The organism is Desulfoscipio geothermicus DSM 3669 (assembly GCF_900115975.1).
In the GTDB taxonomy this organism is placed as follows: domain Bacteria; phylum Bacillota; class Desulfotomaculia; order Desulfotomaculales; family Desulfallaceae; genus Desulfoscipio; species Desulfoscipio geothermicus.
The window spans coordinates 143,398-166,063 of the sequence record NZ_FOYM01000003.1 but is presented as its reverse complement, the minus strand read 5'-3'; the positions used below and the strand labels follow the sequence as shown (position 1 = coordinate 166,063).

Sequence of the window (22,666 nt, the reverse complement as noted above, 5' to 3'; positions counted from 1 at the left end):
GGAGAAGCCTCCGGGCTTGTCCCGGAGGAGGTTGTGCGGGCGGCAGCCCGCACTGGATGTCGGACACCCTGCCGAGAGGCAGGGCAGGCCGGCGCTGCGCAAGTGGCAAGCGCGGCAAAGGGTACATCTAGCGCGCTCCCGTGAGGGACGTGACGGAGGAGAGAGGGGTAACCGAGAGGTCCCTATCCGAAGTGTGCAGGTTGAAAGCGCAACGCTGAATGCCAAAGCGGCGGGGTGAGTTGGGGACGCTGCGACCTCTGCGGAACCCAAAACCTGCGCTACGGTGAGGCTAGTGAGACACCCTAATGGGGAAACCCGGGGCAAACTGAGTAGGCTGAACCTACGGGCAAGGGTGAGGCAGCCCTGTAAGCCACTGAAACGGGGTATGCGGCTCATCACGTGGAGGGTGAGACATGCACGCTGCAGCCAGTGTGGGTGACCCGTCGAGGTCTCCTGGTTACCACCATTAAGGCTAGCGGATATGCAGAACCTAATGAGGCACCCAGCCGAAAGGTGGGAAAACGGACAGGGGGAGCTAAGTCCCTGGTTGGTGGACATGGGCATATAAGGGAATCCGAAATTGCCCGTGTGCCAGGAGAAGTCAGAGCGCCTTCATAGTAGCGAAGTAGCTCCGAGACCATAACTCGGTGTGAAGTGAAGGAAGGCGTCGTTACTGAAAAGTTGATTCAGAAGCAGACATGCTAATTGGTAAGTCTCCGTCGTGAAACACTGCCAAGATGGTTCTGCTTGCGAGGAGACGCTCGAACTTGAAGTGGCACAATCTTTATGGACGCTTGCTCAGTTATCAACGGTTGTATGAGGCATGGCTAAAAGTTAAGGCGAATCAAGGGGCTGGTGGAGTGGACGGAATCAGTCTGTCCGCATTTGAAAGCAAACTGGAAGAAAATCTCCAAGAGCTTTTTAGCGACCTCAAAGCCAAGGCTTACAAGCCATTGCCAGTACTCAGGCGCTACATTCCGAAACGAAACGGCAAAAAGCGCCCACTCGGCCTTCCATCTATTCGGGACAAGGTCGTACAACAGGCGGTCGTTGATATACTCCAACCTCTGTACGAGACGGAGTTTCACCCGGCCTCTGTCGGCTTCCGACCTGGAAAAGGTGCGTTCAATGCTTTCGGGCGCATCATCCACTTGATGGAACAAGGCTATGTTTGGGTATATGATGCTGACATCAAGGGTTACTTTGACTGTATAGACCATCGAATACTCCTGGGGATTATGAAGCGAAGGATTGCCGACCGTTCCATTCTGGACCTCATCTGGCAGTGGTTAAAGGCTGGAGTCGTAGAGAATGGCGTGAGAAGTTTCTCAAAGGCAGGTTCTCCGCAAGGCGGAGTCATTTCTCCATTACTTGCCAATATTTACCTGAATGAACTGGACTGGGAACTTAATAGGGCAGGCGTGCAATTTGTACGTTACGCTGATGATTTTCTGGTCTTTGCTAAGGATGAAGAAGGCGTCAAGCATGGAGAAGCTATCGTACGGGATGTCATGAGAAGATTGAAACTCGAACTCTCAGCCGAGAAAACGAATACTTTGCACCTGATGGAGAAACGCACTTTCAACGGAAGGACAATTCCCGAGCTAGAATACCTTGGAGTGGCTATTCAAGGATGGTTTCGGAAACGAGACGGAACTTGGAGTTTTGGACTCAGATGCACTTCCGATGCCATGAAGGCTTTCCGAGAAGCTATCAAAGAGCAAACTCCGAAAACTCACACGTTAAGTTTGGACGCATTAGTAAAGAGAGTGAACCCGGTAATTCTAGGCAAGGCAGCATATTGGGCGCAGGCCGCCAAGGCGGTGCAGGTGTACAAATCAGTCCGAGGCCAGTGCCGCTGTGCCACAGCACTCCTTGCTCAACAGGCGACCAGGCTAGATGCATATGTCCGTCAGCGTATTCGGCGCTGCCGCCTACCTCAGCGTGGTGGCGGCAAGACGTACAGGAGAGTTAACACGCTCAGCTCAATCTACACCCATGAGTGCTTTGTGGGGGCGGGGCTTCAATACGCCGAGAGAATCATTTGGGATGCAGCCACTGGCCTGTCATTGACAGATGACGAGCACTTAGCTATCATCCGTCAGCGCAGGACAAAGGTAGCATCAGCCAAGCGGCAGCGCAAAGCTGGTGATACAGTATACTGGGCCAAGCGGGCTGCAGCATACGAGCGAGCACAGAAACGCATCCGCAAGTTCGAGAGTAAGTAACGTAGAGCGGTTTGCGGGAAAACCGCACGAGCCGTTCATTGAGGGGCTGGCCTTGTAAGAGGTCGGCCTACTCTATCACTTTCGGTTGAAAACGATGCGGCTTTATAATTTTTTAATGGAAATGTCGTCAAAATGGTGAACTCCGGTTCCTCCGTTTGTGAGCAAAAAAACGCGACCTTTGACGGCATGGGAAGGCACGGTTAATTCTTGTCTCGGAAATGACTCCCAACCATTACCCTGATGGGTATGTCTGATATCTGAAACAACCTTAAGCGTACCGGAATAATTAATAAAGCCAATTACCACCCGGGCGGCATTGGGGCTGCCCCCGTTTCTTGTGCGGCCGTTAAAAATTATTTTCCAGCCCGGATTAACCGGGAAATCCTGCCTGAAGCGCCAGGTGTAATTGCTTACACCGTATTTATTGCCATTGGCTTCTGTTTGAATATAGGTGTCGTTAATTTCCCATCCCTGACTGTTTTGTGAAAAATCTCCGTTTTGCAGCAACTCTTTTTCTTCGGTTTTAGCAGGGTATTCTTCTCCGGAGTTCTCTTTATTGCCGGAGTTTTCTTTATCCGGTGGTTGGTTGCCGGGTGAGGTTGGATTGTCGTTGGAATCGCCGGAAGTTAACCGGTCCCGCAGGCGGTTGATCACAGCGGCAAATTCGCCCCAGGTGACAGGTGCGTCCGGTGCATGGTCGTTGACTATTAACCCGTCTTTTTTCAGCCGGTCAATTTCCGCTTCCGGATTCCATCCTCCGCCATTAGCGGGAGAGTCAGGAGCGGGGGACGGTTCCGGAGGCGTGGGTACCGGGGGTGGTGTGGGGATAGGCCCTGGTATAACCTCATCCATAAACTTGGCCATGTAATCCCTGACTATGCTCACCCCGTAATCTTGAGCAGGTGCCCACCTGCCTCCCAGGTCCTCTACAAAGTTCAGTGCGCCCGCCCAGCCGGTGGAAAGGACTGCGTTGCGCCGGGGGTCCAGTGACGGTCTTCCCGGAGGCAATTTGCCGCCGTGGTAATAGGCGTGCCAGTGTTGAAATTGAGCCTCAATGCCTTCCTCCGGTGTGGCAAAGGAAGCGCCTTCTTTGCCGTTGAAAGCTCCCAGTCCGGCAAAGTTATTTTGTTGGGGACGGACATCTCCTCCAAACCTCCAGAAGGCAGTTTCTTTACATGATTGGGCAAATACTGCATCCCACCGTATGCGGTATATTTCCCCCATTTTTACATATATGTCGATATAGTCAGGCGCGGCCGGGTTCCGGGACTTTAACAACTGCCTGGCTCTTCCGGTCAGGGCAGTTGCCGGCATTCTAGCCGGGATGGTTCCACTGCCAGGGGTTTTAGTTTTTAGCTGCAATGCCCGGGCAATTCCATCTCCGATAGCCGTACCCAGCTGTTTTAAAAAACTGCTTTTTAATAAAAATGAAAGGTCAGAACCGTTATCAATAAATAAATTTTCCAATAGCACCGCTGACATGCCTGTTTCGCGCAACACAGCAAAATTTGCCGATTTTTTGCCCCTGTCCGGAAAACCCTTGGAGCGGTAAAAATCGGCTATCCGATTGTGCAGTATGTCCCTGTATTTATGTGTGGTGGAACCTGCACTGGTGTGAATATAACTTTCAAAACCGGTCCCTCCCCCGGCGTTAATGTGTAGTGATACAAAATAATCGGCATTTAATTCATTAGCATAACCGGCCCTTTCATAAAGACCCATGGTGGTGTCAGCAATCCTGGTAAAGTGAACCGCTGCGGAATAATTGTCATTTAGATAGCGGGCTGTTTCCGTGGCTATCGTCAGGTTAAATGCTTTTTCATAATGCTTCCCGTTTATAGCCCCGGGATCACTTCCACCGTGTCCCGGGTCAAGAACGATTATTAACAATTTTCTCACTCCCGGTACATTATATGGTAGTTAATTAACTAAAACCAATATTATGGAAAGAAACTGATAAAACATGTATGAAATTATAATATGCTGAATAGTTTATTTTGGGGCGTTATTATTTTGTTTTCCACTGTAGTAATAGTAATAATAACCTTTGCGTTCCGTACCGGACTTGTTGAAAACCATACCCAGCAACCTTGCTTGGGAACTGTTGATTATTTCTTTTGCTTTGATAGCTTGGTTTTTCTTGGTGAGACCCCTGGTGATTACTATGATTACGCCGCCAACTCCGGCGGCCAGTAGAGCACCGTCTGTTACCGGTAAGAGGGGGGGGCTGTCTATAAGTACCACATCCGCTATATTTTCCGCTTCCCGGATCAGTTGTTTCATCCTGGCTGACCCAACCATTTCAGCCGGGTTGGGCGGCAGTTGCCCCGATGTTAATACCCTCAAGTTTTCCACGACGGTTTCTTGCAGGGCGGAAGTTATTTCTACTTGGCCCAGTAAAACGTCGGTTACCCCCGGTCCGGATGAAACATCGAATAAATCGTGTAATACAGGCTTTCTCAGGTCGCCGTCGATGATTATCACCTTATTGTTGTTTTGCGCCATACTAATGGCTAAATTGCTGGTGGTAAGGCTTTTGCCTTCGTTAGGACTCGAGCTGGTTATCAATACAGACTTTATTTTACTATCAATACTCATAAATTGAATGTTGGTGCGCAAAATACGATAAGTTTCAGCGATTGGGGATTTGGGATCATGCCAGGCCACCAGCTTATGATACAGCATTTTTACCCCCTCCTGAGATGATTCTTGAGCTTTTAATTGCCGGAATGCTTGCCAGTACAGGAATATCCAGTAATTGTTCCGCTTCCTCACTGTTCTCCAAAGTTTGCTTTAAAATTTTCCTGATAAAAACAATTGCAAGCGCCAGCAACAATCCCAGAATTCCCGCTGATAAAACATTATGTCTGACGTTTGGTTTGATGGGGCTTTGCGGAACTGCTGCGAAATCAATAATTTTTACGTTGTTTAATTGCATGATTCCGATTACTTTTTCCATAAATACACCGGCAGTTTCATTGGCTAGCCTTGCTGCCAATACCGGGTCCGCATCGGTAACACTTAAAGAAATTAGCTGGGTGTTATTAATGGCTTGAACCAATATTTTGTTGCTGAAACTTTCCGGGCTCATCTGCAGGTCGTTTTCTGCTATTACCTGTTCACACACAGACCTGCTTTTGGCAATTTGACTGTAAGTTTTGGCCAGCTGGTTGGCCACTAGCAGATCTTCGTAGTGCATGTATTGCTTATCATCCAAAGTATATATTTTACTGACCATTAGTGTTGTAGATGCCCGGTAGACAGGGGGCAGGTAATATATACTGATATAGCCGGTAATAATCATGCATACCAACGGAACAAAGAAAAGAATTGGCAACCCCTTTTTTAAGATGATTAATATATCTTTTAAATCCACTTCAATGTCTGGTTTTACGCTCACCTGACAATTCCTCCCACCCCTGGTGATTTGCTTAAAGAAACTCTTTTTATAATACTCATTTATACCAAACTGTACGGTTTACGTAATCAATATAACTTATAATAATACGCAAAACTTTTTTGGATACATTTTCCACGTTATAATCGGGAACCAACTTGAATTGCCGCATATTATTATTAAAAGGAAAGGGGACACACCTCTTCGAGGAATCTCCCCAATATATATGTTGAGAGGTAACAATATCAATGGAATGCAATACCCGTTCAGGTTTTAAGCCGCACATGATTAGCGTGCCCTCGTCCATACCCTCGGGTCGTTCATTAGTATAGCGAATCGTTACTGCAGGAAAATTAAGGATTGATGATTCTTCCGTTATCGTACCGCTGTCGGAAACAACGCAATAAGAATGCATTTGTAACTTTATATAATCAAAAAATCCTAAAGGTTTATGAAACCGGATCCGGGCATCCAAATCCCCGCGGTGTAATTGTTCTATTTTTTTCTTTGTCCTTGGGTGTGTAGAGACAATAATAGGCTTATTATACTTTTGCGCGATTGCATTGAGGGAATCCAGCAAATCGTTAAAATTCAATTCAAAATCTATATTCTCTTCCCGGTGCGCACTGACAACCAAATAATTATAAGGTGTCAAATTAAGGCTGGACAGCACGTTGGAAGCTCTGATTTGGGGCATATAATAGTTTAGTACTTCCATCATCACAGAACCGGTTTTGATAACGGTCTCGGGTTTAATGCCTTCGGCAAGTAAATAACGACGTGCATGCTCCGTAAGTGGTATATTTATATCGCTTAAGTGATCAACAATCTTGCGGTTGATTTCTTCCGGAACGCGCTGGTCAAAGCATCGATTTCCGGCTTCCATGTGGAAAACCGGTATTTTACGGCGCTTTGCAGGTATAACCGCCAGGCAGGTGTTAGTATCGCCATATAGAAGCAGAGCGTCCGGTTTCTCCCTGGCCATTATTTCATCTGCCCTGGTGATGATATTTCCAATAGTTGAGGCAACGGAGTTTCCAACTGCATCAAGGTAGTAATCCGGCTTTTTTATGCCCAGTTGTTGAAAGAATATATCATTTAACTCATAATCATAATTTTGACCTGAATGCACCAGTATGTGTTTTGTATGTTTTTCCAATTCGTGTATTACCCTGCTTAATTTAATAATTTCCGGGCGGGTGCCGACAAGAGTCATAACCTTTATGGACATCTTATCTACCTCTATATTGGGGACATTCCTCGAAGAGGTGTGTCCCCTTTCCTTTTTTAGCGCAGCTGATACCTGCACTCTATAGTTATCTAAGCAATTCAGTATCATCAATGGAATGGTCCCGTGAATGGTTCCGGTCTACCATGAGATTATGTTTTTTCAGTAGTTCAACCGTACTTTTCAGGTCCATCACATGATCAGCCGAACTGTATTCCTTTGTTAAATATTTTTGTTCATTACTTTTTGCATTGCACAGTTCAGGCAGCAGCGGTTGGATGACATAAAAATCGCCGCGTTTTACGCAGCGATGCATTTCTTCTTCGGAGACCAGAACTTCATGCATTTTTTCGCCCGGACGAATTCCCACCACTTTAATATCAATTCCACGGTTGCCGATTAACGCCCCGGCGATATTGATAACCGTGGCGGCAGGAGCGATGGGAATATATGTTTCGCCGCGCTCAGCATATCTTAAAGCTTCAATAACGGTATCCACGGCGTCATTTAAACTAAGTAAAAACCGGCTCATCCCGGGTTCGGTAACTGTAACCGGCCCACCATGTTTAATCTGATCGAGAAACAGCGGTATAACCGAACCGCGTGAGGCCAGAACATTACCATAGCGCACACAGATAAAGCGTGTTTTGGGATTTAAAATATTGGCCGAAATAAAAATACGCTCCTGGAGAGCTTTAGTCATACCCATAACATTAACCGGTTTGCAGGCTTTATCCGTGCTGACAGCAACAACGGTATCTACGGGATAATTGTTTTCTTCAATGGCCCGTACAATGTTAACGGCACCAATACAGTTGGTCATTAATGCTTGTGCGGGGAAATATTCACAAGAAGGAACTTGTTTCAATGCGGCGGCATTAATCAGAATATCCGCATCCCTGGTAATCGAACAAACATCAGCGTAATTACGTACATCACCGATTCGAAACTCCAGGACATTCATGAAATTGCGATAAATTACCTCATCAGTGGTTGCGGAGCTTTGCAGGTAAGAAACTCTCATGGCATGCTGTTTTGCCTCATCACGTGAAAAAACAATCACTTTTTTTGGTATACCCATTTTTCCGGTTAGTATGCGGCGTACCAAGGTCTTGCCCAATGACCCTGTGCCGCCGGTGATAACCACTACCTTATTATCAAAAATCAACATTTTTTCACCCTGCTAATAAAAACTAGTTATAATGCGTTGAAGAAATATAATTTTTATACATTTTATCCACGAGCTCCGGCCAGGGTGGGGGGACATAGCCGGTGACACCGCGGAATAATGAAGAGTTCAGCGAACGGTCCAGTTTGACATCGGGATATGGCTCTATGGCAATTTGTTTTACGTACCTTTGGGCCACCAACTTGAGTAGATCATATTTTGTGATGGGATCAGACGATACATGGTAGATACCTTCCAAGTCAGGATTGGGAATTACAAAATCCTTGATTATATGCGCCATCTCAACGGTTGGAAACCCGGTATAGATAGCGTTGGTGAATCCACGAACAGCCCCTTTCCGGGCGAGAAACCACTCGATCAGGCCCACTTTCCCCTTCAGTTCATGGCCGATAATTGACGTGCGCAATGTAACACAATGCGGGTAGCTTACTTCCCCTAAAAATTTTGTCCTGCCGTAAAGATCGGTTGCACAGGCATGGTCACTCTCTTTGTAGTTACCTTTTTTTCCATCAAAAACGCAGTCTGTGCTTATATGAATCATCCGCGCACCGACAGCACGGCAGGCCGATGAAATCCGGTGCGGCAGCAAAGCGTTTATTGAAATGGCCGCCTGCGGGTCACCGGCCGCTGGCAATTGTTTAATCAAGCCTATACAGTTGATGACAACATCGGGCTGTACGGCGTCAATTGCGCGGGTAACAGCGGCAAAGTCATATGCATCAACGTGATCAATTATCTTACCAGTCAGTTCCGGAGGAAACCGGCGGGAAACCGGGGCGGGGTTTCGTATGGTGGCATATACTTCCAAGTGCGCCGCTTTGGAAAGCTGTATAAACAGAGTATGGCCCAGCATTCCGGTCCCGCCGAGAATTAAAACCTTTCTAGTTCCCATAGTATCCCTCATTTACGATTTTCTCCATCCATGCTTCCAGGCGATCCAGCAGCATATCTCTTTTAAAATGCACTTCGTAATAAGCCCGGCCGCGCAACCCCATCTCTTGCCGGGCTTGTTCCGGCGCTTGATACATCCTGATCACGGTATGTGCCAAACGATCCGGATTTTCTGCCGGGCAGGTAAAGCCTGCGCCGGCCTCCCCCACAATTCTGGCCCCTTCACCATTCAGCGCGGCAATGACGGGCCTCCCGCAGGCCAAATAAGACTGCAGTTTTGACGGGATGGTCAACGAAAAAATAGGATCGCTTTTCAATGTAACCAGCAGAACATCCGCAAGGGCAAAAAAACGCGGCATTGATTCCACGGGGTGCCTGCCCAGCAAATGTACATTGTCAACCAGTCCGCGGCTCTTTACCTGTTCCTCGACCCAGCTGCGCTTTCGCCCGTCCCCGGCGATCAACCAGTGAATATCCGTATATGACTTAAGTTTTTCAGCAGCTGTAAGTATAGTGCCAAAATCCTGCGCGGCGCCGATGTTGCCGGCAAACATAATACGAAATCCTGCCGGCATACCCGATTGTTCCGGCGCATTTTTCTCAAGGGCCACCGGCTTATACATCTCTTCCGCCCAGTTTGGAAAATAAATTATCCGGTCACTTTTGACACCTTCTTTCTTAACGTAAGGGAAAAAACCCCTGGATTGCACCAGAATAAGATTGCAATTTTGGTAAATAAAATTAACAAGCTTCCCTACCATGCGCAGCACCCACAGGGATCGCACGACACCCGTTGCGGACAGGCTTTCCGGCCAGAGATCCTGGATCCAAAACATAATCGGAATATCTTTTAATTTTTTTAGAACAATTGCCGGTATGCCGACGGTCACCGGTGAATACTGGCAAACAAAAATCAAGTCATACTTTTTGCGGCAATAAAATGGGGCAAGAAAACTGGCTGAGAGGGTAAAAGAAAGATAATTTATTGCCAGCCGCCAACCTTGCCCTTTGCCGCGCGGAATCAACGGTACCCGGATTATTTTGATACCGTGGTAATCCTGGTACCGTGGTTTTAAAAAGCCGTACCCCGGAAAGAAACTTCCGCTGGGGTAATTCGGTATGCCCGTAAGAACCGTTACCTCATGGCCTTTTTTCCTCAAGCTCAGCGCCAGGTCATTGATACGGAAACTTTCCGGCCAAAAGTACTGTGTAACAACAAGAATGTTCAACTAATTACACTCCTCGTAGAACACCCAAAAACAGGGTCCTGTTTTGCTGCAAAGATTTTCCCTCCCGGCAGCAATTCCATCCATAGGCATGCGCCCGCCGAGACCATTCCCAGTGGGTCCGGGCATCCATGTCCACGCATTTTTGTAGTACATATTGAAACATCTCCGGCTTATCCAGGGGTAGATCCCATCCAACACCCTTTTTCGCCAGGTCGTGCCAGGGTGTCTTGTCGCTTATCAGCACCGGGCACCCGGCGATCAGTGACTCCAGGATGATATGCCCGAAATTCTCCCCGCGGGTAGGGAGAAAGAACAGGTCATGGTCCTTGATTACGGATATGACACGCTCATGAGACACTGCGCCCATATAACGCACCTCGATGTTGCCGGGCAGTAAATTAATAATTTCCCGGCATTTAGCCCAGTAATCCGGGTCTTCCACCGGCCCGTATATATTGAACTGGATTTTACCCTGCAAGGACTTGAGCATTTTTAATGCGCCGTCCAAATTTTTTATCCTGGATATGCGTGACAGAAAAATGACTTTTAAAAATCCTTTAATTTTATTGCGTCGATATGGTTCCTGGTGTATTAGACGTACAACCGGCGGCAAATCCGGGGCAATTATTACCGGGATACGGTCGCCGAACCGGTTTCTGATGTTTTTTTCCTCATGCTCACTGGACGCCTGCCAGGTAACGTCGTTATACAATCCAAGCATCTTTGCTGCGATTATGAACAGGCGTTTTTTGAAACCCTTCAGCGCCAGGGCGCCCGGGGAAAGCTCTCCCCGCGGGGCCAGGATTACCGGCACTCTGGGAATTAACCCCAGCCGCCTGAGGAGCAGCGGCTTGACGGTAAAATCCGGTGAAAAGAAACTGTTGAGATAAAGCACATCATGCTCCGTTGCCCGGAGCACTTTTCTGATCTTCCACAGTGAACGATGTTGCGGGGAAAGATACATGATATTTGCTTTACCTACCTGTTGCCAGCAATTAGCCATGATTCCCGGGCAGGGCTTAAAATCGCCCAGGTCGCGATCCCGGGTGATTATTTTAAAACTAAATTCGTCACCAAGTTGGTCCAACATATTGGCCAAGGTGCGGATAGGCCCGCCGCCTTTATAGCATGGAATATAGTAATCACTGGTAGTAAGTACTACAGGCCTGTTTTTTATCGTTAATAATCCTTCATAGGCGGCTGCAATCACCTCTGTCCGGAAAGAAGCAAGCCGGCGCCGGAGCGTCAATCTTTCGATCTGCGGCGGATATTCTATGAATTTGATTAAATTAACTAACTGGTTTGCATCCAGGATGGCGGTATTTTCTAAAAGGCAGAGCGAAGCCGAATAACTTTTTAAAAATGCTGTAGAGCCGTCATTGGGTGTTTTAGCAAGGTTTAAAATCGATTTGCCCGTGCTTGTGTAATCCACCAGTTTGCTGGGCAACTGGTAGGGGGTGCTGTTGCCGATATTTACGAGCACATCAGCCTTTTTCATGGCCTCAAACGCCTTGTCACGGGTCACCGGGCCGTGGATAAAAATTTTGGTGCCCAGCAGTGTTTTGTAAGGTTTAAAGCAATCACGGCAATTATTTATGTCCCCAAGGAAATGCAGTTCCAATCTATCTGCCAGGTGAGTCTGCAGCAGTTTCTCGAACAAGAGCAGTAAAAAGCCGGGATTTCGTATCGTTTTATACAGGGTGCCTATAAACGCAAGCCTGATCTTGTTATTTTTCGGAAACCTTGTATCCTCAATTGCATAATCATCCACCAGTGAAAGCAAAGGTGGAATAACGCGTATTTTACCGGCATTTTCAGGAAACAAGCCGGCGTACTTTTCCAAAGCGGGTTCAGTGGTGACCGCAACGGCGTCGGCATGGCGAAAAATATTTCTTTCGATGGAATAATTTAATGATTTGTACAGCTGGTGATTGTTCGCCGGTGTTTCTTCAAGAAAACAAAATGGATCGCCGATATCAACGACCCATCTCAATTGCGGATACTTCTTTTTTAAGCCCAGCCCGACCAGATGCCCCGTGAAAGGATGGGATACGCTGATCAGGTTGTCATACCGTTTTTTTAGCACCAGCTGCTGCACTTTTTTAAGGGCCGGAAAATACCACAAACAAGCGTAATCAGGCCAGTATATTTTTTTCCATGTCAGGTCATGAATCCACTTAGCCAGAGAAGCCGGCCGGAGTAGAGAGGCTGAAATTTTACCTTTTGTTAATTTACCACGCCCGGTTTGTGGATGGGCATCCGGTTTGCCAAACCGGCTTCGCAGCACCTCGCTGACAGTACCCCCAACCCGGTAAATATGGACGCCGTTTAAAATTTCCTCCCGGGGCAGGCCGGGCATCCAGGCGCAGACAATATCCACATGATGTCCCTGACCTGCCCAATGCTCGGCAATGGCAGCCCAGCGAAAAGCGCGAGGCGTGATTGCGGGAGCGTAGAAATAGGTGATAATAAGGATATGTTTCATAAGTTTTCACACTCTGACTTATTCATGTCTATAGATTTCATGGGCCAACAGGGCACAGGCCACTGCAAACATCATTGGTAATTCTTCTGCCTGAACCGCCAGCATGATTAACCACGCCAGGTAAGCGGCAAGTATCAACAAAATTTTTTTGCTTTGCCGAAGCTTTTTAATTACTAATATTTTAACTACGGGGCGAAAGAAAAAAAGGAAAAGTAAAGCCAACCCCAAAACACCTGACGAAAACACAATGTTAAAATACAAGCTGAGAAAGCTGGCTATAACCTCGACTCCCAAATACTGGCTAAGAAGAATATTTGCATTTCCAAGTCCTGAACCAAACAGCGGAATTGAAGTATTGGCAACATATTCATAGATGTAACTTCTATTAGACTCTTTCATTCCCCCTTCAAAGAAAATCGGAGTTAACCGGTCTCCAATTACTTGGAATAAATTTATTTCTCCAGTTCCGTAGCTTACAACAATATTGTTAAAAATAACCAGGGCCAGTAAAACTATTATAGCAAAACGCAATAAAGTTTTCAGGTTATTAAGCTTGAATGGGTTGAAAATAAAAATTGCCCCGACAAATCCCAGTGCGGACCCTAAAATGCCGGTCAAGCTACCGGTGAGAAGAATAGCTGTGCCTATGAGAATAGTATGGATATTGTGTAGCACACTTTGGCGGTATATTAAACTTAAAAAAAAGGGTACAACCAGCCATTCCGCCAGGTGACTGGGCTCACGGAAAGTGCCCAGAGCCCGGTGGAAAGCATAAGTGAAAACCACCGGCTGGCCTTCTCCAGCTGTTACCCCACCAGTGCTGATTCGGTTCCGGGGAAGTTCCGGAAGACCGTAGATCTGGGCTATATAGATATAAATTGCCACAATGGAAACGATGGTTCCAATGATTACCGTCCACTTAATGACCGAGTCCCGGTAACCCTTTACCAGCAGCCAGTAGGCCAGGCATAAAGTTGAAATAAAAGACAATATTGATAAAAACCGCAAGGAAATAAAAACCATGTAAGGTGTGGTTGCCAGGGGTGGCATTAAGCTTTTATAGTCGTTAATTGCACTATTGAAAGTTGTAACCAGCAGCGCCCATAACAAGAACCACATCAACACTTGACTTCCCGGTACAATATAAAGCTTGCGGGTGTACCCGAGGAACAAAACGGCGGCAATCGTTCCGAGTTGCGCCAGCCATTGAACCGGTATGGGGCCGAGGTTATAGGCATCCAGCGCATTCCCAAACATGAGTGCCACATACATCAACAAAAATGCGCTGACTTTTGTATTCCCGGTTGTTTTAAACAGGGACCCGGTCGTTGATGGAGGGCGTGGAACGATTTTATCCATGCCGGATACCATAACCGGGGGATAATGAAGGAATTGTGGTATTGGTACTGCAACAAAAGCTGCCTTCCCCGGTATAATCCATAATCCGTATCCCGTGTTCCATTAACTGCACCACCCGGTAAACAGGGTCCCCGTAGCCCCAGTGCATGCCAATAAACCCCTTTCCGCCAAAATATAAACACTTTGCTTTTGCTTCATTGCCCAATGTAAACAATCCCCGGTCCAACCGTCCCGGTTCCCTCCGTCCCTTGGCCAGCGGCACAAAATGTGCTTTCGCTGAACGGTATTCATTGCGCCGCGCGGGCAATGGCGTGTAAAGGTACGTGCCCGGGTCGGCGATCCAATCTTCGCCGTCCACGTTCAATTCGACGGCCAGCTGGTCATTGTGGGCGTGGCCGCCATTGCCGTTTTGACCGATGGGCCCGCAGCGCACCGCCAGGTAAAGGCGCCTGGAACGGAAAATATACAATCCGAAATTGCGATAGGCATAAAGCTTTAGATCTTTGAGCAGGTTGCTGCCGGGTACCGGAATTTCCACAACCCGCTGCTGCTCCCCGGTCAGTGAATTAAACCTGGACTTCAATCTCAACCAGTCTTTCCTTGTTCCGATGCGCGCCCGTTCGGCGCCCGCAAGTTCACCGCCAAGGCAGTAAGATGCCAGGCGAGTACCGCCGGCCAGGTGGTGCACAAGACCGGTCTCCAGCCGGTCATCGCCCGCCAAGTGGTGCACAAGACCGGTCTCCAGCCGGTCATCGCCCGCAAAGGCCGCTAAATCCTCCCGCCCCAGCAGGCCGTTAACAGCGGCCACCAGGTGGCGGTGATCCAGGTGATCTTCATCCCAGTAAACAGCCTGGCCGGGCAAATCGGTGTAACCGTCCAAATTTGCATACCTGGCCCTGGCCTCGGCCACGGTCATTTTCCGGTAAACCGGTTGGAGTTTGAGCAGTTGGCCGCTGTCGTTGTCGCCGATCTGGGGAACATGCCCGTTGGGCTTGGTGATGTGCATGGCAAACTCGGCCATCTTTTCCAGCCGCTCAATGTACCAAGCCGGGAAGGGGGCAAGGCGGTTACTGCCCGGCAAAGGATAGAGGGGAACCGGACCGGGCTTAAGTCCGGGGCGGACCGTAAGCAAGTGGTGGTTATATTCCCTGAGCGCGGCTCGTTTCTCGTCCGGCAGGCCCAGCACCAGCGCAGTGGCGTATACAACCAGTTCCGCGGCCAGACGGTGATAACAAGTTGATGCTTCAAAGTTTGTGCCGTCCGGGTAAAACTGCAGGTTTACCTCGCTGATCAATTCCTGAACCGCAAAGGCCAGCCAAGTATCGGTTTCCGGATTGCGGGGCAGGTAGGCCGCCGCGAACAACAGGCCGACAATATCGGCGAGGTAGTGGTTGCCGCGCAGCTCTGGACTCCATTCCAAATGTGTTGCGATATGCCGGCCGTGTTCATATACACTGCGCATAAATACGTTCATAAATTTTGCATCAAACTCCACTCCCTGTACCCGGAAAAGGTCATAGGCAACCAGCCAGTTGGTTATCCTGATCGCTACATCCATGGTGCAGCACCAATTTACTCCGTAACGGGGCGGGTTGGTGGCGATAAAATCCAGGACCTGGTTGCGAAACTCACGGGCATAAACCCGGGCGGGCGCAAAACCAACCTGCCCATCCTTTGCCATGGCACAGGCCCAGGCCAGTTGCGGCAGATGCTGCATGCGTGCCAGTTCCCACGGTACCTTGATATCCACGCCCGGTTTATGCCCGTAGGCAATATCAAGATACCAGGTATCTTCGGACCAGCGGTAGCCGGATTTAAAATCCAAATGCCAATCAATAGGGACGTAATCCCCGTCCACCACACGCCAGATTCGCCGGGATTCGGCTACGTTGGCGCGATTAATTTTCCCGTCCAACCACTTGCCGTAGCTGTCCGGATGTACAGGGGAGCCCATTGCATACCGGTAACCTTCCAAACCGCGGCAATGCATGCCGTGCTTCACCTGCACCCAGCCCGAACCAAGCAGATCGAAGCGGTGTTCCAGGTAATGCCCGGCCAGCGCTGCGATCTGTCCGGCGTGCGACCGTAATATACCCAGGGGTACGGCGCCAAAATAATTGTTCAGTCTGCCCGGAGGGAAGGGGGCATTTTTTACGTAAGTTGAGTGCCTGGCATCGCGCCGGCGCCGGTATAAAAGCGTTGCCCGTTTCCAGGCCTTGCTCATTGCTTTTATTATGACCATATGCGGGGGAAGATTCCTGGCCCGCTGAAGGTAATAAGTTAGTCTCATAGGATCAATCCCGAAAAACAAGTTAAACAGGCGGGGCCGGCAATTATTAAATTATTGTAGAAGAATCTATATTGGTTGAACAATTCATGCCACACTTGCCGGATAACGCTTTTTTCCTGAACGTGTTTCGTTTTTCTTTCATTTTCTCCATGGTATCGGTGAATATATTACCGATAATCGAATCAGCATCGGAACAGCAAACACTAACCTTTCCGCGATAATTAATCCAGTAACAAAAAAACGGGATACAACAACTGGTTTTGCTGCCAGGTTGTTTATCCCGACCAGTTAACTTGTTTTTATTTAACAGGTCTATAGGAATGATAATTCTTTTTCCCAGTTCTGAAAGCTTTTTGGAATAGCTGTTAATATCTTTTAATATATATTCAAGCTCTTCCTCGCTGAAATTGCTGATCTTCTCCCGGTTAACCTCGTCTGGATTGTTTTGTGGTTGCTCCAGGGTATTCATTTTTTCCCGGTTAGCAGCCGGTTCCGGTGTATCCCGGGTGATCAGCGGCCTGTATTGTACTGTATCAATATTATAGTCGACTATAAATTTAACTATTTTATCAAAGTTGACTATATTTGATTTTAGTAATATTGTATTTAACCTAATTTTAGGGAATGTTGAGCCTCTTATTTCTTTATATTCTTTAAGTTCTTGGAGGTTTTTAATTACCTTGTCATAACTTGACCGGAACATAATTCGATTATAATCCGCTCTGTTAAATCCATTAAAAGATATAATTAGTTCATTGATTTGATGGTTTACCAGCTGATGAATTAAATTATTTTTATCTAATAAGAGAGCGTTTGTAGCAAAAGAAATAAACGGGATTCCTTTAGACTTGGCATAAGCAATATACTCCCCGAAATTGGGAGTCATTAATGGTTCATAGCTGCAAGAAAGATATAACATTCTGGTTGTTTTGTGTATTTTATCAATTAATACTTTAAATTTTTGAAATGACATTAAATGGTCAGGAGTGCATTTCTGTGGTTTGTTGGAACAAAAAATACATTCTATGTTGCATAAATCATTTGTATCCAATCTTACGATATCTTTAGGGATATTAAATGTTTCCATAATTTTCAAGAATGATGTGCGAATTTTGTCACTGCTTAATAAATCATAAGAGTATTTGAATGTTTTTAAATTCATATGCGATAATAATTTACCCCTTTCTTCCAATTGAATAAATAAATAAAATTAATATTAAAACCAAAAATAAAATACAGGTAATAACAGGTAACAAAACTACAAACACAAAATATACCTTTTCCTCTAACTCGAAATACCACAATCCCTTTGAATTTTCTTCAAGATAATAAATTCTAGGTCCAAACAAGTAACGAAAAGGCGGGAGCTTAGACCACAACTCCGTATTTCTTTGCTCGTAAATGAATAAATTGTTATATAGTGGCAACCAATTTAAGTAATAAGCTTCCAGTCTTGCAGGGTAAGCTACTTCACCATAAAAACAGGGCTTAATATCGGATGCAGTTCCATCCAATAGTGCTTTTCGTATTTCCTGAACACCAATCAGTGTACCATTCTTTTTATAACTAACGTTGAAAGTAGGATCAAATATGACCCACTTTCCGCCTATTAATACTTCAGTAGTTACATGAGTATCCTTATTATTTAATAGACTGCGGACCAGTTGAATTTGTCTGGTTTGAAAGCCAAGTGAATTTAAAGCCTCTCCAAATATTTGGCTCATGGCACCACAAGAAAGGCCTTCACCGTTTCTGGCCAATTGCAGGGCTTCCCGGGCTGACCCGGGAGATGACACATCTGCTTTGTTAACTTGGTTCATAATCCATTTCATTACCTGGACAACCTGTTGCTCATCGCTGCCATGATTAAGACCGGCCCCGGCTAACTCTTGCCTGAACCAGATTGCATCCGAATAACTTGTTAGCGGTTGGCTGCGCCCGAGTTCGTCAAAAGTACGGGTGTCAACTGCATGAAAGCGAGCAAAAACCCCATATTTTTCGAGAGTATGAAGACCCCAGGCATCCAATAATGAAACTGAAAAGATCAAGAGCAAAAAAATACCGGTTAAATATTTTAATCGCAATGTTTGTTTAGCCAATTGATAATCCTCCTAGTGTGTTCCCTCCATGTATATCTGTTCACCACCTCATGCCTGGCATTCCGACCCAGTCTGTCCCTGAGTTGTTTATCATCCAGCAGCGTTTTTAAGCCCAGCATGAGCGCTCCCACATCTCCCGGCTTAACCAGCCAGGCGGTATGATTGTGCTTGAGCACCTCGCCGATTTGCTCCAGGTCTGACGCCACGATCCCTTTGCCCATTGCCATGTACTCGAATAATTTCGTGGGCGAGCCAAAAAAAGGCGTGCCGTCGGGATTGGGCACGTGGGGAGAAGCCAGGATGTCGCAGGCCGCCAGGTGAGCCGGTCCTTCTTCCTGGGGAATGAGCCCGGTGAGGATACAGGCATCCGTTATATTGAACTTTTTAACAATATCTATTACCCGCGGCATCGCTGGCCCGTCCCCGATCATGAGAAGCCGTACCTGCCTTCGATACACCGGAAACTCCCGGAGCAGGCGTCCAAAGGCTTCCGCCAGCACCTCCGCCCCGTGCCACCTGCCAAATGTGCCGATAAAACCAATCACTGTTTGGCCGGCCAAATTATATCGCCGGCGTACAGCGGAACCATCCACACCGGGCGAATATCGTTCCGGGTCAACGCCGTTGGGATTAACCAGGATTTTGTCGGCGTCAATACCCCGCGCCACTAATTCATCCTTCATCGGTTGACTGACGACCACCACAACGTCAGCTGCTTTGAGATTCAAGAACTCAATAAGCTCGGATAAGGACTCGTGTTTTAACGGTTTTCCCCAGTGCCGGTTGATCCAGATTTCCGAGCCGTTGTACTCCAGCACGAAGGGGACATTGTAAAATTGCGCCAGCTTTACACCCGCGTAATTGTTGACGCTGTATCTCTGGTAAATAAATGAAATTTTTTTATGGCCTAAAAGTTTACGGGCCGCTTTTTCCAAGGTTTGATTATAGAAAAAGCCGGGGAGTTCTTTAAAATCCCAGCCGGAGTTGTCCGGTAAAACAATATGGGTTTCTATATCTTTTCTGACCGTGGGGATGATATCAGTGGATAAAAAAACGGGTTTTCCGGTAAACTCGTCCAAGTGGTTTAAAACTCCCGCAATATGCCCGACGGATCCTCCCGAGCGGATGCCAAACCATAAATCAGTTCGCAGGTAGACCGGGGTTGCCGGTAAATCCAAGACTTTAGATATAGATGCCCGGGTAAAATATTCACCGGATAGTTGTTCGATTTCACGGTGTATGCAATGTATTGAGATAAATTTTTGTACCAAATCTCTTATTAAGTGCCAAAATAGTTTAACAAGAAATGGTATTGTAATCGACTGGTAGCGCCCTTGTTCATCTTCAAAGCAGCAAACCCTTCGGCTTAACAGGCGTATTAATAGTGCCGTTAAAAAAGGCTTGGATAAGACCTCCAAACGGTAGGTTAACAGTTTTACCTCCTGATAGCAAAAAAGATGTTTTAAAAAGACCCCTCGTACAATCCAATTCTTAAGTTCTTCAAATGTTATAACAGTGCAATGAGGAGAAGGTTTAGGCTTTTGAAGTGCATTTTTCAAAATAATAATTCTCAAAACAGACATATAATTATCGCCTGCTTAATCACCGGGTTTTTTAATTAATGCAATCAAGCACCAGCCTTCATAAAGGCCTTTCATGAAGAAGGATCCCCAAAAACCCAACAAATTAATTAGTAATGCTTTTGGAGAGCAACTCAACCAAAGCCTGGGCAACCATCCTCCCGGAAGTATTTGTTTAACCTGCAATCCGGACTGTTCGCAAATTAGTCTTAATTCATCTTCGGTAACCGGATTAATGTGTCCATAATGACGGTCATAGTCTTCAAATTGATGAAACCGTCCTTTTAAGAAAAAATTTATCCTTGAGTACCATGATGTTACGTTAGGTGTTGAAATTAATATCCACCCTCCTGGCTTGACCAGGCTTTTTAAGTTTCGGATAAACTGCCAGGGATTTTCAACATGCTCAATAACTTCAATTCCAAGGACCAAATCAAATGATTCAAGGTATTTTTGCTGGAAAGATATAATTTGAGAGTTATTATTAAAATCCAGTCGTTCAAATGGTACACTGGCCTTAAAACTTTCTTGTTCTATATCCACTGCAAATACTCTGTATCCAAGATCATGAATACGTTGAGAAAAAGCGCCTTCACCAGCACCATAATCCAAAATATTCGACCCTTTCGGCAAAAAGGAACAAATAATATTGGCCAGTTGATCATGCAAAAAGGTATCCGCCTTTATGCGGATACCTTTATAATATTGAATCGGTTTAGATTTCAAAAATGATATGTTTCTCATTTTTCAAACACCAACAAATGCTGTAAGGAAACATTTGATTGTTTACCATAAAAGTAATTCATTAATAAAAATTCTAATGGATAGTCTAGATAAATAGATATGAAATCTCTGAATATTGGAAAAAATGGCAGTTTCCTTCGAAATAAGTTAAAACAATGAGCAGATTTATATATTAAACGCATACCATATTTCTTAAATAGCTTTTCCCACTCTAAAACACTAAAGCTAAAAACGTGAGGAGAGGGGTCTTTCCAGGTGGCTTCAAGAATAAATACATTACCACCCGATTTTAAAACCCTTGCAATTTCAGCTATGGCTTTTTCTTTGAGTTGGTCAGGTAAATGCATTAATACAGTTATTGAATTAACGAAATCAAAACACTGATCTTCATACGGCATGCAAGTTATTGAGCCTACGTGAGCATCAAGACCTTGATTTTGGCATGCGTGCACTGCGGATTCCGACAAGTCGATACCTACAGCTTGTGCACCATATCTTTTTTTATAGAACGACAACCAACGTCCCCTCCCGCAACCAATATCTAATACCTTTTTACCCTTAAAAGATATTTTTTCATGGGTAAAATACTTAGTCAAAGCATATTTTTGTATGTTGTCATAAAATGCATTAAAATAAGCAGGCTTATCAGGAAAGCAAACAGCTGCCAAGTCGTCTGTAATTTTCATATGAACGTTGTTCCAGTAATGTTCGTATTCTTCGCTATTTAATTTCCTCACGTCTTATGCGCCTCCAGTTTTTTATACTAAGTTCGGCACATACTATCAATCATTAATTATTTTTTTTTGCTATAACAAGCATGTTAGAGGATAGCTGGTTTATAAACGGCAACTTACTTTTTTCGTCGTAGATTACTGAAGCTTGGTAACCATATTCTTTTAAACATTTTCTTAGTTGTCGAAAACTTTTTATATTTATATGAGTTTGATCATAATATATTTGTTCAACTGTTCTTTCAAAGCCTCTCCAGTGTTTAAACAGTCGTAAATATGTTTTCGCAGCTTTTTGAAAAAAGTTTGTATCAGTATCATTGCATATGGCTAAGCCATTGGGAGTATGAATAATAACCTCGCCACCAGTAACCAAAACACTGCTGATATTTTTAAATAGGGTTTTCAATTCTGCGTCCGAAAGATGTTCAATTATGTCATTAAGAATAACAAAATCAAATATAAATTGGTTATCCATATTTAACACATTTGCACAAAGGAAGTGACACATATTTAATCCGGATTTGGCAAGCTTGGCATTGGCCTCCTTTATGGCTTTCCGGGAAAAATCCATGCCAACCACATATTTTACTCCCTGTGCAGCTATGGCTAATGCAAAATCTCCACTTCCACAACCCACATCCAGTATTCTGCTATGTATTGTGAGCCTTGGGATTAAGTATTCATAAGAGTATTTATTGTATGTGTGTATTTTGTATTTATTGTTAATTATTAAATAAGTTTCCAAGGAGTTGATTTTAGCTGCATAATTATCATCATACAGATCGGCTACATCACTTGAATTAAGATAATGCCTGTATGAATTAAAAAATTTATTCAGTAAAATTGAAGCCTCGGGCTGTCCAACCTTATTCACAAAATATTCGATTTGTTGTTTTGTTAGCTTCATAGTCAACTAACTCCCCTGGTTTTTAAACCGATCAATAATGCTACAAAAAAATAACTTAACGAAGACGCTATGGAAGCACCATTAATTCCAATTAATATGACGTTTATAAATACATAATTTAGCAGTATATTAAGCAAGCAACCACAAACAGCAACTTTTGCAACAAATGATGCCATATTTCTATTATAAGTTAGCGTATTGGATAACAGTTTTGAAACGGACCAGGCTACTACACCAGGAATAAGTAAGATAAGCGACCACGCAGCATTACGGTAAGCCTCACCATATAAAATCAGAATCACCGGGTAA

The 22,666-nt window shown here is 45.5% G+C and carries 18 protein-coding genes; 2 read left to right on the top strand and 16 right to left on the bottom strand.

Annotated features, from left to right (window positions below; genetic code table 11):
- Both BM299_RS19045 and ltrA read left to right on the top strand, forming a co-directional pair.
- A partial coding sequence (locus BM299_RS19045) for a hypothetical protein (protein ID WP_207545111.1) occupies nucleotides 1-238 on the top strand: 238 nt, incomplete at its 5' end.
- Between the two features lie 529 nt (nucleotides 239-767).
- The gene (gene ltrA / locus BM299_RS03140) at nucleotides 768-2,228 is read left to right on the top strand and encodes a group II intron reverse transcriptase/maturase (protein WP_165608156.1); all 1,461 of its coding nucleotides are present in this window, start codon (nucleotides 768-770) and stop codon (nucleotides 2,226-2,228) included.
- 102 nt (nucleotides 2,229-2,330) lie between these two features.
- Here the strand turns inward: ltrA and BM299_RS03135 are convergent, their stop codons facing one another.
- The 16 genes from BM299_RS03135 to BM299_RS03060 form a co-directional block, all read right to left on the bottom strand.
- Nucleotides 2,331-4,118 (bottom strand): N-acetylmuramoyl-L-alanine amidase, encoded by a 1,788-nt coding sequence (locus BM299_RS03135; protein WP_092482006.1) that lies wholly within the window; start codon nucleotides 4,116-4,118, stop codon nucleotides 2,331-2,333.
- 102 nt (nucleotides 4,119-4,220) lie between these two features.
- The gene (locus tag BM299_RS03130) at nucleotides 4,221-4,913 is read right to left on the bottom strand and encodes a CpsD/CapB family tyrosine-protein kinase (protein WP_092482005.1); all 693 of its coding nucleotides are present in this window, start codon (nucleotides 4,911-4,913) and stop codon (nucleotides 4,221-4,223) included.
- Nucleotides 4,900-5,628, bottom strand: coding sequence for a YveK family protein (locus BM299_RS03125; RefSeq protein WP_092482004.1), 729 nt, complete (start codon nucleotides 5,626-5,628; stop codon nucleotides 4,900-4,902). The genes BM299_RS03130 and BM299_RS03125 overlap by 14 nt, the downstream gene beginning before the upstream one ends.
- Nucleotides 5,629-5,683: 55 nt before the next feature.
- Nucleotides 5,684-6,856 carry a non-hydrolyzing UDP-N-acetylglucosamine 2-epimerase gene (wecB, locus tag BM299_RS03120; RefSeq protein ID WP_092482003.1) on the bottom strand — a complete coding sequence of 391 codons (1,173 nt, stop codon included), beginning with the start codon at nucleotides 6,854-6,856 and terminating at the stop codon, nucleotides 5,684-5,686.
- A gap of 85 nt (nucleotides 6,857-6,941) precedes the next feature.
- A complete protein-coding gene (locus tag BM299_RS03115) occupies nucleotides 6,942-8,024 on the bottom strand; it encodes a polysaccharide biosynthesis protein (protein WP_207545110.1) in 1,083 nt (360 codons plus the stop codon).
- 22 nt (nucleotides 8,025-8,046) lie between these two features.
- Complete coding sequence (locus BM299_RS03110) at nucleotides 8,047-8,934, bottom strand: dTDP-4-dehydrorhamnose reductase family protein (RefSeq protein WP_092482002.1); 888 nt, start codon at nucleotides 8,932-8,934, stop codon at nucleotides 8,047-8,049.
- Nucleotides 8,924-10,162 (bottom strand): glycosyltransferase family 4 protein, encoded by a 1,239-nt coding sequence (locus BM299_RS03105; protein WP_092482001.1) that lies wholly within the window; start codon nucleotides 10,160-10,162, stop codon nucleotides 8,924-8,926. The genes BM299_RS03110 and BM299_RS03105 overlap by 11 nt, the downstream gene beginning before the upstream one ends.
- Nucleotides 10,163-10,166: 4 nt before the next feature.
- Entirely contained in the window at nucleotides 10,167-12,647 is a 2,481-nt protein-coding gene (locus BM299_RS03100) for a glycosyltransferase (protein WP_092482000.1), read from the bottom strand.
- 18 nt (nucleotides 12,648-12,665) lie between these two features.
- Entirely contained in the window at nucleotides 12,666-14,006 is a 1,341-nt protein-coding gene (locus tag BM299_RS03095; RefSeq protein ID WP_131820597.1) for a hypothetical protein, read from the bottom strand.
- The gene (locus tag BM299_RS03090) at nucleotides 13,999-16,296 is read right to left on the bottom strand and encodes a heparinase II/III family protein (protein ID WP_092481998.1); all 2,298 of its coding nucleotides are present in this window, start codon (nucleotides 16,294-16,296) and stop codon (nucleotides 13,999-14,001) included. The genes BM299_RS03095 and BM299_RS03090 overlap by 8 nt, the downstream gene beginning before the upstream one ends.
- A gap of 46 nt (nucleotides 16,297-16,342) precedes the next feature.
- On the bottom strand, nucleotides 16,343-17,458 hold the full coding sequence (locus BM299_RS03085; protein ID WP_092481997.1) for a radical SAM protein: 1,116 nt from the start codon (nucleotides 17,456-17,458) through the stop codon (nucleotides 16,343-16,345).
- Nucleotides 17,459-17,471: 13 nt separating this feature from the next.
- Nucleotides 17,472-18,395 carry a transglutaminase domain-containing protein gene (locus BM299_RS03080; RefSeq protein ID WP_092481996.1) on the bottom strand — a complete coding sequence of 308 codons (924 nt, stop codon included), beginning with the start codon at nucleotides 18,393-18,395 and terminating at the stop codon, nucleotides 17,472-17,474.
- Nucleotides 18,371-19,474: a glycosyltransferase family 4 protein gene (locus BM299_RS03075; protein ID WP_207545109.1), complete on the bottom strand. Its 1,104-nt coding sequence runs from the start codon at nucleotides 19,472-19,474 to the stop codon at nucleotides 18,371-18,373. Before BM299_RS03075 ends, BM299_RS03080 begins: the two co-directional genes overlap by 25 nt.
- 519 nt (nucleotides 19,475-19,993) lie before the next feature.
- Nucleotides 19,994-20,644: a class I SAM-dependent methyltransferase gene (locus BM299_RS03070; RefSeq protein WP_165608155.1), complete on the bottom strand. Its 651-nt coding sequence runs from the start codon at nucleotides 20,642-20,644 to the stop codon at nucleotides 19,994-19,996.
- A gap of 71 nt (nucleotides 20,645-20,715) precedes the next feature.
- A complete protein-coding gene (locus tag BM299_RS03065) occupies nucleotides 20,716-21,456 on the bottom strand; it encodes a class I SAM-dependent methyltransferase (protein WP_092481993.1) in 741 nt (246 codons plus the stop codon).
- Between the two features lie 52 nt (nucleotides 21,457-21,508).
- A complete protein-coding gene (locus BM299_RS03060; RefSeq protein ID WP_092481992.1) occupies nucleotides 21,509-22,357 on the bottom strand; it encodes a class I SAM-dependent methyltransferase in 849 nt (282 codons plus the stop codon).
- Nucleotides 22,358-22,666: the final 309 nt, after the last annotated feature.